The organism is Neisseria sp. P0006.S009 (genome assembly GCF_051962915.1).
GTDB lineage: Bacteria > Pseudomonadota > Gammaproteobacteria > Burkholderiales > Neisseriaceae > Neisseria > Neisseria subflava_E.
Window position 1 is genome coordinate 48,410 of the sequence record NZ_JBQCUV010000005.1, and the last position, 14,784, is coordinate 63,193.

Here is a 14,784-nt window from a genome sequence, read left to right on the forward strand (position 1 = left end):
GTCTGAAAATGGTTTGTGTGGTTAATTAAGGGGGATAGGTTGTTTTTTATTTTCAGATAGTCAAGTCACTTTTCATATTTAAAGGTAATCCAATAATTATTTATTCATGTTTTCTTTAATCTGATTAATAAAGTCCTGTATTTGTTGTGTATCTTGAAATGCACTTTTGGGCAGGAATTTGAAAATACTTTTTTCCAGAAAAATGAAAATCCAATCCTTTGTTTCTTCCACGCTGTAAATATGTTTGTAAAAGTGCAGACTTTGGAAGGCTTCTGTCTTGTGATAAATACCGTTATCGCGAAGTTCCACTGTATTCTGGGAAAATAGCGGCGATTTGTCCCGATACAGCTTGTCGAATGAAAAAATGCCTCGGGATGCTCTCAGGAAAGAAAACCGTCCAATCAAGATAAGTCCTGCAACGACGAATCCCCAAAAAGTAAATGTAATGCCGAAGCGGAAATATTCATAACCGCCATAGCCAGATAAATCATATGACCTATTGGCAAGCGTGGCTAATAAATTTAAAACTTGACCGTACTGTTTGTGGAATAAGATGAAAAAAATTGAATAGAGGGTAATCAAAATGATGGTTATCAACCAGCGCAGGGGAGGTCTTTTCTTTTGTTTTTTTATCAAGAGTATTTGCCCGTCGGAAAAGCCTTTGCTGAATTCTGCTGTTGTCAATTCATAGTGGATTTTCATTGCAATTCAAACCTTTTCAATAAATATAGAAATAGTCTTTTTTATACTGCAAATCGGAGGATTCAAGCGATATGCAGGCTACTTTTGTGTTCCATAGAAATTTTATTTTCAGACGGCCTCCACCGCCCCCAATTCCAGCAATACCTGAAAACCGTCATTGATATACCGCGAATCGGGCATTTCTAAAAACGGAAATGCCGCTACGTCGCCCAGGTTCAGCGATGCCATGCGCAGGATGACGGCGGCGAGGTTGCTGCGGACGATTTCGGGGTCGGTGAATTCGGGGCGGCTATTGAAATCTTCTTCTGAAAATAAGCGGATACACACGCCTGCGGAGACGCGTCCGCAGCGGCCGGAGCGTTGGCGGGCGGCGGCTTGGGAGATTTTTTCTACATGGAGCTGTTCCACTTTCGCCCGTGCGGAATAGCGTTTGACGCGCGCGAGACCGGTGTCGATGACGTATTTGATGCCCGGCACGGTGAGCGAGGTTTCGGCGACGTTGGTTGCCAACACGATGCGGCGTTTCGCGCCAGAGGGGTGGAAGATTTTGTGCTGTTCGGCGTGCGACAGGCGTGCGAACAGGGGCAGGATTTCGTCGTTGCGGCGCAGCGTGGATTTGCGCAGGGCTTCGGCGGCTTCGCGGATTTCGCGTTCGCCCGGCAGGAACACCAAAATATCGCCTTCGCCGTAGCGCGCCAATTCGTCGGCCGCATCGACAATCGCATCGGTCAGCTCCACTTCTGCGTCGTCTTCGTCTTTGCTGGTCAGCGGTCGGTAGAGGATTTCGACGGGATAGGTGCGTCCGCTTACTTCTAAAACGGGCGCGCCGTTGAAGTGTTGGGAGAAGCGTTCTGCGTCTATCGTTGCCGAGGTAATGATGACTTTCAAATCGGGGCGGCGCGGCAGCAGCTGTTTCAAATAACCTAAGAGGAAGTCGATGTTTAGGCTGCGTTCGTGCGCTTCGTCGATGATAATCGTGTCGTAGGCAGCAAGATAACGGTCGGTCTGGGTTTCCGCCAACAGGATGCCGTCGGTCATCAGCTTGACGCAGGCATCGCGCGAGGTGTGGTCGGTAAAGCGCACTTTATAGCCGACTGCGCTGCCGATTTCCGATTTCAGCTCTTCGGCAATCCGCTCTGCCACGGAACGCGCGGCCAAACGGCGCGGCTGGGTATGCCCGATCAAGCCTGCCGCCCCGCGTCCGAGTTCCAAACAAATCTTGGGCAGCTGCGTGGTTTTGCCCGAACCGGTTTCGCCGCAAATAATCGTTACCTGATTCTCGGCAATGGCTTTTTTAATTTCGTCGAGCTTCTCGTGAACGGGCAGCGTGTTGTCGAATTCGGGCTTGGGCAGTTTGGACAGGCGTTGCAGATAAAGATCGTGCGATTTTTTGTATTTTTCTTCGACTTTGGCCAAGCCGCCGTATTTTTTGGGGTTTTTAAAGGCGGATTGCAGGAAATGGCGGTCTTTGGAGAGGGTTTGGGCGAAATCGGGTTGCGGCATGATGGTGCAATGAATTAAATAATGTGAAAAGAATGGAATTATAGCAAAAGGCCGTCTGAAACTTGCTTGCTTTCAAGTTTCAGACGGCCTTTGTATGGATAAACCGTTTTAGTCGGCGGCGTGCCAAGGTTTTTGCATACCGGCGTGGAAACTCGGTTTTTCTCCGCCCCACAAGGTGTCGATGTCGTAGAAGTCGCGCACGGCAGGGAGCATGACGTGGACAACGAGGTCGCCTGCGTCGACGAGCGTCCATTCGCCGCTGTCGCCTTCGGTGCTGAGGATTTCGAAACCGGCTTCTTTCAAATCGACGGCAACGTTGTTGGCCAGTGCTTTGACTTGGCGTGTGCTGTCGCCGCTGGCAATAATCATGCGGGCGAACAGGGAGGTTTTGTCTTGGGTTTCCAAAACAGAGATGTCTTTGGCTTTGATGTCTTCGAGGGCGTTTACGGCCACTTCGACCATTTTTTGCAGGTCTTGCAATTCTTGTTCGTTCATTATTTTCCTAATTGAAATGTTTTCAGACGGCATTATAGCTTATCTGCCTGAATAAACGCTATTTTTCATAGAGTTTGTGTTGGCGGATGTATTGGGCGACCGGTTGCGGCAGGCCGTCTGAATGGTGCGTTTTGGCAAGATTGGCACGGATTTGGGTGGAGCTGGTGTTGTGCAGCGGCGCGTTGAGGATGCGGACGCTGCCGTTTTGCAGTGCTTCGCCGAGCCATGCGTGCAATTCGCGCGGGGTTTTGTTGAGGTTGTCGCCTTGTCGCATGGCGATGGCGATATGGGTCTGGCGCACGAGGGTTTGCCATTTTTTCCATGTGTGCAGCTGCATCAGGCTGTCGCTGCCCATCAGCCACCACAGTTGCGCGCTGGGAAACTGCTGGCGGAAGATTTGGACGGTGTCAAACGTATAAGTCGCGCCGTCGCGGACGATGTCGCAGTCGCTGGCGGCGAATTTCGGCTCGTCGGCGATGGCGAGTTCGACCATATTGAGGCGCTCTTTCGCCGGCGTGCGCGTGCTGTCTTTGTGGTACGGGTCGCCTGCCGGCAGGAAGACGACGAGGTCCAAACCGATTTCGTCGGCAAAGGCGCGGGCGATGTGGAGGTGGCCGTTGTGGATGGGGTCAAACGTGCCGCCGAATAATCCGATGTTTTTCATTTCGTGGTGGTGTCTGCGTTAGATGTTTTGGCCGTCTGAAGCAGGCAGGCTGCCGTCAACAATCAGGTTGAGCTTGCCTGTGGTCGGGTGGATGACCAGGCCGTGGATGGCGATGTTGTCGGGCATCAGCGGATGTTTGCGAATCAGCTCGACGGTATGGCGCACACTGTCTTCGACATCGTCAAAACCGGTCAGCCAGCCGTCCAAATCGATACCGGCATTGCGCAGGGTTTCGATGCGGTCGTCGGGGATATTGCTGTCGTGTACGCGTTGGAGGAACTCTTCGGCGTGCAATCCGCGCATACCGCAGTCGTGGTGGGCAATGACCATGATTTCTTTGACTTTGAGTTCAAATACGGCGACCAACAAACTGCGCATCACCGAACCCCAAGGGTGGGTCACCAGCGCGCCGGCGTTTTTGATGAGCTTGGCGTCACCGTTTTTCAAGCCCAAGGCATTGGGCAGCAATTCGATAATGCGTGCGTCCATGCAGGAAAGGATGGCCAGCTCGCGGCCGGGGTATTTGTTGGTAAAGTATTTTTCGTATTCGCCCGTTTCGACGAAATGTTGGTTATAGGCGAGGATTTCGCTCAATTCGCTCATGATGTGCTCGTTTCGGATGGTTTACTCTATTATAGCGGTTTTCGGGTAGTGCGGTTGTTTTGCAAATTCGCCGTAAACGGCTAAAATCGACGTATCTTTAGTTCTTTTGGAGGATGCGCCATGTCTCAGTCTTTCCGTTTTGAACGGGTATTCGCGTCCGATGTCCACGACGCATTGTGGGATTGGGCGCAAACCAGCTATGGCGCTTCCGACGATTGGTGCATTCTGTATCTCAACGGCCTGCCTTTGGGCCGTCTGAACCCGTTATGGCGCGAACGCCTCGGGCAAGATTGGACAGGCAGGCAGTCAACCCTTTCAGACGGTCTGAATTTGGAAACCGACGGCTGGCCGGAAATGGGCGACAGTTTGCAAACGCTGGCGCAACAATGGCGCGATTGCGGTTGGCTCAAAGGTTGGCGCGATGAAAAGTTTGATATCTGCGACCAGGCAGGCAAGCCTTTATGCGCACTCGAACGCGCCGCCTTCCGTCCGTTCGGCCTGATGAGTCAGGCAGTACATTTGAACGGATTGGTCGAAACAGAAGACAGTCTGCGCTTTTGGATAGGCCGCCGCAGTCCGCACAAAGCCGTTGATCCAAACAAACTCGACAACCTGACCGGCGGCGGTATCAGCAGCGGCGAGAAGCCGTCTGAAGCCGTCTGCCGCGAAGGCGAAGAAGAAGCCGGCATTCCCGCTTCGTTAACACCCTATATCCGACCGACCGCCCAAATATATAGTTTGCGCCCCGTTAACCGCGGTGTCCACAACGAAATCCTGTATATCTTCGACATCGTCCTGCCCGAAGGCTTCCAACCCGCCAACCAAGACGGCGAAGTCGCCGGTTTTGAACTGATGGACATCCCCACCCTGCTTGATGCCATGTTGGGCGGACACATGATGCACGATGCCCAGTTGGTCACAATCGAAGCCTGCCGTCGATACGGCCTGATCGACCCCAAACATCTGCTGTCCGCATGGCTCGACAGCATCCGTTGCCGACCCCATTTTTAAAGGCCGTCTGAAACCATGTTACAACTCAAAAACATCAACAAACGCTTCGGCAGCAAAACCGTTGCCCAAGACATCAACCTAAACGTCGAAGCAGGCGAAATCCTCGCCGTACTCGGCCGCTCCGGCTGCGGCAAATCCACCCTGCTCAAAACCATCGTCGGCCTGGTGCGTCCCGACAGCGGCGAAGTTTGGCTCAACGGCGACAACATCACCGACATGCCGTCTGAAAAGCGCAATATCTCGCTGATGTTTCAAGACTACGCCCTTTTGCCGCATTTAACCGCCCTCAACAACGTCGGCTTCGGCCTCAAAATGCGCCGCCTGCCCAAAGCCGAAATCGAAGAACAATCCATGCAGGCCTTGCGCGACATCGGTTTGGAACACGAAGCACAACGCAAACCCGAAAGCTTCTCCGGCGGCGAACAACAACGCCTCGCCCTCGCACGCGCCCTCATCACGCGCCCGTCGCTGTTGCTCTTGGACGAAGCCTTCTCCAGCCTGGACACCCACCTGCGTCACTACCTGCGCACCCTGACTGCCGAACGCATCCGCAGTCAAAACATCCCCGCCATCCTCGTAACCCACTCCGCCGAGGAAGCCTGCACCATGGCCGACACCATCGCCATCATGCACGAAGGCCGCATCCTCCAACACGGCACGCCGGAAACCCTTATCCGCCGCCCCGTCAACGCCCAAGCCGCCCTGCTACTCGGTTTGGCCAACACCAGCGACACACGCTACATCCCCCAACACGCCATACGATTCGACCCGAACGGCACGGCCGTCCGCATCAGCGAAGCCGTCCCCCTCGCCGAAGGCATACGCCTCACCCTCGCCCATCCGCAATACGGCGATTTGATTTGGTATCCCCACGCCGACCAAGATACGGACAAACCGCAAACCGGACAGGAAATTCGCATCTGCGTGGATGAAAGTCAGATTGTTTGGTTTGATTGAATTTGATGGATTAAAAAAGAAAAATGCCGTCTGAAATTTAAGTTTCAGACGGCATTTGTTATCTAGCCATCAATCAGACAAATATGTCCGACCCACAATCGCTGTTTACTTCACTTTCGTGCACACCTCACGGGAAGTTCCATCCTCAGACACCAATTTGCCTGTTTTATCCATTTGATAAACCTCGTCTTTACCGAGCTTGTCCATCTGCGCAACCAATCCGGTGTATATCATGCTTTCCAAGAATTGGCCGTCTTCTGATTCTTCCAACCATGCCAATGTTTCAGGGCTATGGAGTCGTGAAACTTCACTGTACTTGATTTGGCTTTGAGTTAAGGCATTGTTCGCAAAACGCCATTTACCCCCACCGACAACATGGTATGCCAAGACATTGCCGTCATCGTCCACTTTGAGCTTAGCGTCGCCACGGAAACTGCCGTCCTGAAGATATTCGACTTTTGTATCACTGTGAATGTTTTCATCAGAGCCAACGCAATGCCATGTACCGACAATTGGAGAAGCCAGGGCAGTTGTTGCGGATAAAAGTACCGGCAGAATAAAGAGTTTCATCTATTTCCTTTCTTAAAAGAGGCCGTCTGAAAAGTTGCAACGACATTGAAGCTGCATTTTCAGACGGCCTTTGCGAGTATTTTACTGCAGGCAGACGTTCAAGAAATATAAATCACGAGACCGGCAATCAGCACCAGCTGGACACCCAACTTCATCAGTGCGGTACGACTGACGAAGTAGATAAACCAAGTGCCGGTCAAAATCAACAGTAGAATAATCAACCACGGCCGCCATTTGTTGAGGTGGACGGCTTCGGTAAAGCAGGTATAAATATGAAGTACGACGATGGCGACGATGAACAATATAGGCACGATGAAGTCCATCATTTGATTTCCTTTTAATGAGGCCGTCTGAAAACCGTGGTTTCAGGTTTTCAGACGGCCTTGTCTATTCAATCAAAATCAGTCTTTCAACTTCGCCAACTGAGTTTGAACTTTCGCCATTTTGTCTTCCAACTCCGCCAAATCGGCTTTGTCTTTTTCCACCAGATGCACGGGGGCTTTTTCGGTGTAGCCGGGTTTGGAGAGTTTGGCATTGAGTTTGTCCAAGGCTTTTTGCAGCTTCTCGGCTTCTTTGCTCAAACGGGCGGTTTCGGCGGCTTTATCGATTTCGACTTTCAGCATCAGGCGCGCGCAATTGCAGACGGCGCTAGGTGCGTCTTCGCTTTCGGGCAGCCTGTCCACTGTTTTGGCTTCGGTCAGGCGCGTGAGGGCGGGCAGGTATTTCAGCAGCGCTTCAGGCACACTGCCTTCCACAAACAGCGGCGCTTTCACGTTCGGGGCAATGCCCATTTCGCCACGCAGGTTGCGCACGGCGCCAATCAGGTCTTGCAGTTGCGCCATTTGGTCAAAAGCAGCCTGCACGATTTTTTCCGGGTCGGCTTTGGGATAAGCGGCCAACATAATGCTGTCGGCGGTTTTGGCATTCGCCAGAGGCGCAACGACCTGCCACAGCTCTTCGGTAATGAACGGCATGATTGGGTGCAGCAGGCGCAGGATGGTTTCGAGTACGCGCACGAGGGTGCGGCGTGTGGTGCGCTGGGTTGTCGGGCAGCCGGTTTGGATTTGCACTTTTGCCAGCTCGATGTACCAGTCGCAATATTCGTTCCACACAAATTCGTACAGCGTTTGCGCGGCAAGGTCGAAGCGGTAGGTTTCAAAGGCTTCGGCAACGGCGGCTTCGGCTTGTTGCAGTTTGCCGATAATCCATTGGTCGGCAAAGGTAAACGCCAACGGCTGCATTTCGTCTTGGCCGCAGTCTTTGTCTTCGGTGTTCATCAACACGAAGTTGGTGGCGTTCCACAATTTATTGCAGAAGTTGCGGTAGCCTTCGGCACGTTTGAAGTCGAAGTTGACGCTGCGGCCGAGGCTGGCGTAGCTCGCCATGGTGAAGCGCAATGCGTCCGCACCCATGCTCGGAATGCCTTCGGGGAAGAGTTTTTTGGTTGCTTCTTCCACTTTCGGCGCGGTTTCGGGTTTGCGCAGGCCGGTGGTACGTTTCACCAGCAGTTTTTCCAAGTCGATGCCGTCAATCAAATCCACAGGGTCGATGACGTTGCCTTCGGATTTGGACATTTTTTTGCCTTCATGGTCGCGCACGATGCCGTGGATGTACACGTCTTTAAACGGTACTTTGCCGGTGAAGTGGGTGGTCATCATAATCATACGCGCCACCCAGAAGAAGATGATTTCGTAGCCCGTAACCAAGACATTGGACGGCAGGAAGGCTTTGAGTTCGTCGGTTTCAGACGGCCAGCCGAGTGTGGAGAACGGCACGAGCGCGGAGGAGAACCATGTATCCAATACGTCTTCTTCGCGGGTCAAACCGGTTTTGCCGGCTTGTTTTTCGGCTTCTTCCTGATTGCGGGCGACGTACACATTGCCTGCTTCGTCGTACCATGCAGGGATTTGATGGCCCCACCACAGTTGGCGCGAGATACACCAGTCTTGGATGTTGTTCATCCATTGGTTGTAGGTGTTGACCCAGTTTTCAGGGATAAAGCGCACTGCGCCGCTGTCGACGGCTTTTTTTGCTTTGTCGGCGAGGCTCAAGCCTTTGAATTCGCTGTCAGGCTCGCCGCCGTTTGGCGTGGCGGACATGGCGACAAACCATTGGCTGGTCAGCATCGGCTCAATCACCGAACCGGTACGGTCGCCTTTCGGCGTCATCAGCGTGTGCGGTTTGATTTCGACCAAGAAACCTTGTTCCTGCAAATCGGCAACCATTTGTTTGCGCGCGGCAAAGCGGTCTAAGCCTGCGTATTTTTCAGGCAGGGCAAAGCCTTGTTGCGCTTCGCCTTTGAAGTTGAACACTTCGGCGTTTGCCAGCACTTTGGCTTCCAAATCGAACACATTAATCAGGCGCGTGTCGTGGCGTTTGCCGACTTCGTAGTCGTTGAAGTCGTGCGCAGGCGTAATTTTCACGCAGCCTGTACCAAAGTCTTTTTCGACGTATTCGTCGGCAATCACGGGGATAGTACGGCCGGTCAGCGGCAGGATCAATTCTTTGCCGATCAAGTGGGTGTAACGTTCGTCTTCAGGATTGACGGCAACGGCAACGTCGCCCAGCAGCGTTTCAGGACGGGTGGTCGCCACGATAACGGCTTCGGCGGGATTGTCGGCCAGCGGATAGCGGATGTGCCACATAGAGCCTTGTTCTTCCACGCTTTCCACTTCCAAATCAGACACTGCGGTACCCAATACCGGATCCCAGTTCACCAAGCGTTTGCCGCGGTAAATCAAGCCTTGTTCAAAAAGGCGCACGAACACTTCGGTCACGGTTTCGGCGCGCACGTCGTCCATCGTGAAATATTCGCGCGTCCAGTCGGCAGAGCAGCCCACGCGGCGCATTTGTTGGGTAATCGTGCCGCCGGAAACTTCTTTCCATTCCCATACTTTTTCCAAGAATTTTTCGCGGCCCAAGTCATGACGGGACACATTTTGCGCGGCAAGTTGACGCTCGACCACGATTTGCGTGGCGATGCCCGCGTGGTCGGTGCCCGGAATCCAGGCGGTATTGCAGCCTTTCATGCGGTAGTAGCGGGTCAGGCCGTCCATGATGGTTTGGTTGAAGGCATGGCCCATGTGCAGCGTGCCGGTTACATTGGGCGGCGGCAGTTGGATGGAGAAAGACGGTTTGGTCAAATCCATATCAGGCTGGAAATAGCCCTGCTTTTCCCAGTTTTGATAATGTTTGGATTCGATTTCGGCTGGATTGTATTTGTCTAACATGATGGAACTTTGTGAAATTAAGGTTATTTTTGATGTGCGGATTATAACGCAAAAAGGCCGTCTGAATCATTTCAGACGGCCTTTGGCATACGGGTTTTAAAAATGGAACAATACCAGGCTGACGGCAATCACCGCCATGCCCGTTGTCAGGCCGTAAACGGTTTCGTGGCCGTCTGAATAGCGTTTGGCGGCCGGCAGCAGCTCGTCCAACGCCAAAAACACCATCACGCCGGCTATCACGCCAAACACCGAGCCAAAAACGGCAGGCGACAAAAACGGCTGCAAAACCAAATAGCCCAAAGCCGCCCCCAAAGGCTCGGCCAAACCGGATAACAGACACGCCCATACCGTTTTCTTACGGCTTCGGGTGGCAAAATAAACCGGCGCAGCGATGGAAATACCCTCCGGAATATTATGGATGGCAATCGCCAAGGCCAAAGGCATCCCGACCGCCGGATTTTCCAAGGTGGCAAAAAACGTCGCCAAGCCTTCGGGGAAATTGTGCGCCGTAATCGCAAACGCCGCCATCATGCCGACTCGCGCGATATGGCGGCGTTTGCTTTCTTGAAACGACGGGTCTTGCGCGTCCAAGGTTTCATGTGGGTTCGGCACCAGGCGGTCAATCAGCGCGATGCCGCCCATCCCGGCCAAAAATGCCATGGTCGCCGCCGCAAACGCGTGGTCTTTATCATAAATTTCAGCAAACGCCTCGCTGGATTTACTGAAAATCTCCGTCAGGGAAACATACACCATCGCACCGCCGGCAAATGCCAAACCAAACGACAACACGCGTGGATTGGGCGTTTTGGAAAACATCACCAAACCGCTGCCTAATACGGTAAACAAACCGGCAGCCAGCGTGATGGAAAAGGCAGCGGCCAAATTGGACATCGAAAAATCGGGCATGAGAAAACCTGCGCTAAAAGCTGGGACAGGTTCAGACTAACACTTTTTAATGTATATGATAATAGTTATTATTTATTTTATTGATTGGATACCCGGATTTTAAAACAAAAGGCCGTCTGAAAAATATTTTTCAGACGGCCCTTAAGTTTGAAATATCACCAAACCTTATCGCTTTCCAGCTTAAGCCTGATAGCGCGACAGGCTCAAGTCGTCGCTGCGGATTTCGGCGTCTTTGCCGCTCACGATATCGGCGGTCAATTTTGCCGAGCCCAGCGACATGGTCCAACCCAAAGTGCCGTGACCCGTATTCAGGAACAGGTTGTCAAAGCGGGTACGGCCGATTAGCGGCGTGCTGTCGGGTGTCATCGGTCTGAGGCCGCTCCAGAACAATGCCTGATTCAAGTCGCCGCCTTCGGGGAATAAATCGTTGACGACCAAAGCCAAGGTTTCGCGGCGTTTTTCGGGCAGTTTGATTTCGTAGCCGGACAATTCCGCCATACCGCCGACGCGGATTCTGTTGTCGAATCGTGTGATGGCGACTTTGTAGCTTTCGTCCAAAACGGTGGACACCGGCGCGCCGTCGGAATTTGTGACCGGCAGGGTCAAGGAATAGCCTTTGACGGGATAAATGGGCAGATTGAGGTCCAACTGCGCCAAAACCGTCCTGCTGAAGCAGCCGAGCGCGCAGACGAAGGCATCTGCTTCAAACCGTTCTGTTTCAGTTTCCACTGCGCTGATGCGCTGGCCGTTGTGTTCGATGCGGTGGATGGTTCGGTTGAAATGGAACTGTACGCCTTTTTCCAGACACAGTTTGTACAGGTTTTGGGTGAAGAGGTGGCAGTCGCCGGTCGCATCCGCAGGCAGGTGCAGACCGCCGGCAATTTTGGCGGTAACGCGTGCAAGTGCAGGCTCGAATTCTGCGCATTCTTCGGGTTTCAGACGACGGTAGGGTACGCCGTAGCGTTCCAAAACGGCAATGTCTTGTTCTGCCGCTTCGACTTCTTTGGCTTGGCGGAAAATCTGCAACGTCCCTTTTTTGCGCCCTTCGAAATTCATGCCGGTTTGCGCTTCAAAACGGCGGAACATTTCACGGCTGTATTCGGAAATCCTGACCATGCGCTCTTTATTGATTTGATAGCGCGCTGCCGTGCAGTTTTGCAGCATTTGCCACAGCCATTCGATTTGATACAGGCTGCCGTCGGGGCGAAACAGTAAAGGCGGATGGCTTTTAAACAGCCATTTCAGCGCTTTGGTCGGAATGCCGGGTGCAGCCCAGGGCGTGGTATAGCCGTAAGAAAGCTGGCCTGCATTGGCAAAACTGGTTTCTATCGCCACGCCCTCGGCGCGGTCGATGACCGTTACTTCATGTCCTGCCTCTGCCAGATACCACGCGGAAGATACGCCTGCCACGCCGGCACCTAAAACAAGCACTTTCATTTTTCTCCTCCTCTGACTTTTTTCAAAACAAACTGATATCCATCGGGCCGTCTGAATGTTCCGTTTCAGACGGCCTTGGACATCAATGCGGCAATTCGCCGTTTTTGATTTTTTGTTTGAAGTCGCGCGTTTCATTGACGATGACTTTCGCCATCAACAAAAGCGCAATCAGGTTGGGCAATGCCATCAAGCCGTTGAACGTATCCGAAGCCAGCCACACCAAATCAAGGCTCAATACGGTACCCAGCATGACGGAAGAGACGTAACCCACGCGGTACAGTCCGGCAAAGCGTTCGCCGAAAACGTACACCGCGCATTTCTCGCCGTAATAACACCAGCCGAGAATGGTTGAGTAGGCAAAGAAAATCAGGCCGATGGTAACAATCCAGCCACCGATGCCGGGCAGCATTTTTTGGAACGTGACGGTTGTCAGCGCCGCGCCGCTCAATTCAGGTTTGACAAACTCGCCGCCTGCGCCGAGCAGACCCATAACCAACACGATACCGGTAATCGAGCAGACAACGATGGTGTCCAAAAACGTACCGGTCATGGAAACCAATGCCTGACGGACGGGGTGGTCGGTTTTCGCGGCGGCGGCGGCAATCGGCGCAGAACCCATGCCCGCTTCATTGGAGAACACACCACGTGCCACGCCGTAGCGGATGACCGTGCCGATGGCACCGCCGGCCACAGCTTGCGCGCTAAACGCATCGGAGAAAATCAGTTTGACGGCAGGCATCAGTGCGTCAGAATTCACGACAATAATGGAAATACCGCCCACTACATAAAATACGGCCATGGCAGGCACGATAAAGGACGCGGCTTTGGCGATGCCCTTAATGCCGCCCAAAAGCACGATGGCCGTTAATACGGTCAATATCACGCCGGTGTAGGCAGGCTCGACGCCGAAGCTGGTTTGCACTGCCTGCGCAACCGAGTTGGACTGCACCGAGCTGCCGATACCGAAGGAAGCGAATGTGCCGAACAGGGCAAACGCGACGGCCATCCATTTCCAGTTTTTGCCCAAGCCTTTTTCGATGTAATACATCGGGCCGCCGGACATCTCGCCTTTGGAGTTGGTCACGCGGTATTTCACCGCCAACACGCCCTCGCCGTATTTGGTGGCCATGCCGAAAACGGCGGTCATCCACATCCAAAATACCGCGCCCGGGCCGCCGGTTACCACCGCAGTCGCCACGCCAGCGATATTGCCCGTACCGATGGTGGCCGACAGCGCGGTCATCAACGCCGCGAAATGGGAAATATCGCCTTCATGGTCTTCGCCGTTTTCATGCTTCTTTGACGGCACAAACGCCTGTTTCAGCGCATAACCCAACATGGTGAACTGCAAACCTTTCAGCAAAACGGTCAGCAAAATGCCCGTACCGACCAGCAGCATCAACATAATAGGTCCCCAGACCCAGCCGCTAATGGTTTCGAAAAAGGCTTTGAGATTGTCTAAAAACATTTGCATGGCTTTCTCCTTTGTCTGTTTTATTTTTTATGCACTACTTTTTTGTAGTGTCATGTAATTTCAGCACAGAATATTCAATAAGACAATATCTTTCTTTTTAAAAAGATTTTTGAGGTTTTACCCTAAAAAGATATCTATTTAGACCGGCCGGATTGTTTACAATCCGCTAAAAACAAAGGCTGCGGCCGAGATAAAATGCCAAATAAAAGTTAATCAACCATCAATTAAGACTGCAACAATTAAAATGACACAATCGACAAATGACACATTATTGAAAAATACAAACACGCAAATCTTGTTTAAAAAAGCCTCAGGCCGTCTGAAAGATGGTTTTCAGACGGCCTGAGGCTTGCTATTTATATTGATAAAGTCAGGTTGATGAATGTTGCCCAAGCAACTGCGCCAACACTCGGGCAAAGTGTTCCGTTGCGCCTTCGCTGGTGTGCAAATACAGGGCGGGCTCGATGAGTTCCAATTCATTGAGCAGGAAGGTGTCGCCGACCAATGTTCCGTCCACTCGGGCATAAACCGGCATTTGCGACAAAGCGGCCAGTACGTCTTGCGCGGCACTGATGGCAAACTCGGGCGGCTCAATACCGAACACCGACACGCCATAGGCAGAGTTGGCGCGCCATTCGCCTTGCGGCGGCTGACGGCGCACGGCATGGCTGAATATGCCGTTGAAAAACACCAGCGAGGTTTCGCCCACCGTTTCGATTTCGCGGATATAAGGTTGAACAATCATACCTTGCGGATAATCCGCCATGTTCACGTCCAATTCCTCCGCACAAACTTTGACCACGCCTTTGCCGCTCTGCCCGAATGCCGGCTTGATGACCGCTTCCGTCCAGCCTTGTTGGTTCAGGATGTCGGCCAATACGGCTTTTTGCGGCGGAACGAACACGCTGGGAATCACTTGCGTGCCGCGCGCCACCAAATCGCACAAATAAGTCTTTTCCATATTCCAAGCCATCAGCTCGGGCGGATTGATAAAACGCTGCCCCGCCTGCTCGGCTTGTTCCAACCATTGGCGGAAGGCTTCGGGTTCGGCGGCATAATCCCATGCGCACAAAGGCAGCAAAAACGGCGCGGACGGATGGTTTTGCCACGCATCAAATACGGTTTTCACGCCCATGCTTTCCAAGCATGCCGCCAATGTTTTCAGGTTGTCCGATGGTTCGGGATAAGTTTGGCAGGTAATGAGTGCCAAAACGGTTTGCTCGGTCATGGTT

The 14,784-nt window shown here is 52.7% G+C and carries 14 protein-coding genes; 2 read left to right on the plus strand and 12 right to left on the minus strand.

Annotation, left to right across the window (positions count from 1 at the left end; all coding sequences use genetic code 11):
* Positions 1–96 precede the first annotated feature (96 nt).
* The 5 genes from ACTHTK_RS09625 to ACTHTK_RS09645 all read right to left on the minus strand — a co-directional run bounded on the left by ACTHTK_RS09625 (position 97) and on the right by ACTHTK_RS09645 (position 3,967).
* On the minus strand, positions 97–702 hold the full coding sequence (locus ACTHTK_RS09625; protein ID WP_440378581.1) for a YcxB family protein: 606 nt from the start codon (positions 700–702) through the stop codon (positions 97–99).
* A 108-nt stretch (positions 703–810) separates the two neighbouring features.
* Positions 811–2,205, minus strand: coding sequence for an ATP-dependent RNA helicase HrpA (gene hrpA, locus ACTHTK_RS09630; RefSeq protein ID WP_285071344.1), 1,395 nt, complete (start codon positions 2,203–2,205; stop codon positions 811–813).
* Between the two features lie 108 nt (positions 2,206–2,313).
* Positions 2,314–2,700, minus strand: coding sequence for a ribosome silencing factor (gene rsfS / locus ACTHTK_RS09635; RefSeq protein ID WP_002246503.1), 387 nt, complete (start codon positions 2,698–2,700; stop codon positions 2,314–2,316).
* 58 nt (positions 2,701–2,758) lie between these two features.
* The gene (nadD, locus tag ACTHTK_RS09640; protein WP_440378582.1) at positions 2,759–3,364 is read right to left on the minus strand and encodes a nicotinate-nucleotide adenylyltransferase; all 606 of its coding nucleotides are present in this window, start codon (positions 3,362–3,364) and stop codon (positions 2,759–2,761) included.
* A gap of 18 nt (positions 3,365–3,382) precedes the next feature.
* Entirely contained in the window at positions 3,383–3,967 is a 585-nt protein-coding gene (locus ACTHTK_RS09645) for a beta-class carbonic anhydrase (RefSeq protein WP_049336840.1), read from the minus strand.
* 120 nt (positions 3,968–4,087) lie between these two features.
* Here ACTHTK_RS09645 and ACTHTK_RS09650 point away from each other — a divergent pair, with 120 nt between their 5' ends.
* The gene (locus ACTHTK_RS09650; protein ID WP_440378583.1) at positions 4,088–4,978 is read left to right on the plus strand and encodes an NUDIX domain-containing protein; all 891 of its coding nucleotides are present in this window, start codon (positions 4,088–4,090) and stop codon (positions 4,976–4,978) included.
* Positions 4,979–4,993: 15 nt separating this feature from the next.
* The gene (locus ACTHTK_RS09655) at positions 4,994–5,935 is read left to right on the plus strand and encodes an ABC transporter ATP-binding protein (protein ID WP_440378584.1); all 942 of its coding nucleotides are present in this window, start codon (positions 4,994–4,996) and stop codon (positions 5,933–5,935) included.
* A 105-nt stretch (positions 5,936–6,040) separates the two neighbouring features.
* Here ACTHTK_RS09655 and ACTHTK_RS09660 read toward each other — a convergent pair whose 3' ends face one another.
* The 7 genes from ACTHTK_RS09660 to ACTHTK_RS09690 all read right to left on the minus strand — a co-directional run bounded on the left by ACTHTK_RS09660 (position 6,041) and on the right by ACTHTK_RS09690 (position 14,780).
* Complete coding sequence (locus ACTHTK_RS09660) at positions 6,041–6,505, minus strand: hypothetical protein (protein ID WP_314460486.1); 465 nt, start codon at positions 6,503–6,505, stop codon at positions 6,041–6,043.
* Positions 6,506–6,603: 98 nt separating this feature from the next.
* Entirely contained in the window at positions 6,604–6,831 is a 228-nt protein-coding gene (locus tag ACTHTK_RS09665) for an enterochelin ABC transporter (RefSeq protein ID WP_070645656.1), read from the minus strand.
* A 75-nt stretch (positions 6,832–6,906) separates the two neighbouring features.
* Entirely contained in the window at positions 6,907–9,735 is a 2,829-nt protein-coding gene (locus ACTHTK_RS09670) for a valine--tRNA ligase (protein ID WP_440378585.1), read from the minus strand.
* A gap of 96 nt (positions 9,736–9,831) precedes the next feature.
* The gene (gene zupT, locus ACTHTK_RS09675) at positions 9,832–10,641 is read right to left on the minus strand and encodes a zinc transporter ZupT (protein WP_107724214.1); all 810 of its coding nucleotides are present in this window, start codon (positions 10,639–10,641) and stop codon (positions 9,832–9,834) included.
* 180 nt (positions 10,642–10,821) lie between these two features.
* A complete protein-coding gene (locus ACTHTK_RS09680; RefSeq protein WP_107724215.1) occupies positions 10,822–12,078 on the minus strand; it encodes a D-amino acid dehydrogenase in 1,257 nt (418 codons plus the stop codon).
* An 82-nt stretch (positions 12,079–12,160) separates the two neighbouring features.
* Positions 12,161–13,552, minus strand: a complete 1,392-nt coding sequence (locus ACTHTK_RS09685; RefSeq protein WP_107724216.1) for an alanine/glycine:cation symporter family protein — start codon at positions 13,550–13,552, stop codon at positions 12,161–12,163.
* Positions 13,553–13,922: 370 nt separating this feature from the next.
* Positions 13,923–14,780, minus strand: coding sequence for an ATP-grasp domain-containing protein (locus ACTHTK_RS09690; protein ID WP_440378586.1), 858 nt, complete (start codon positions 14,778–14,780; stop codon positions 13,923–13,925).
* Between the last annotated feature and the right edge of the window lie 4 nt (positions 14,781–14,784).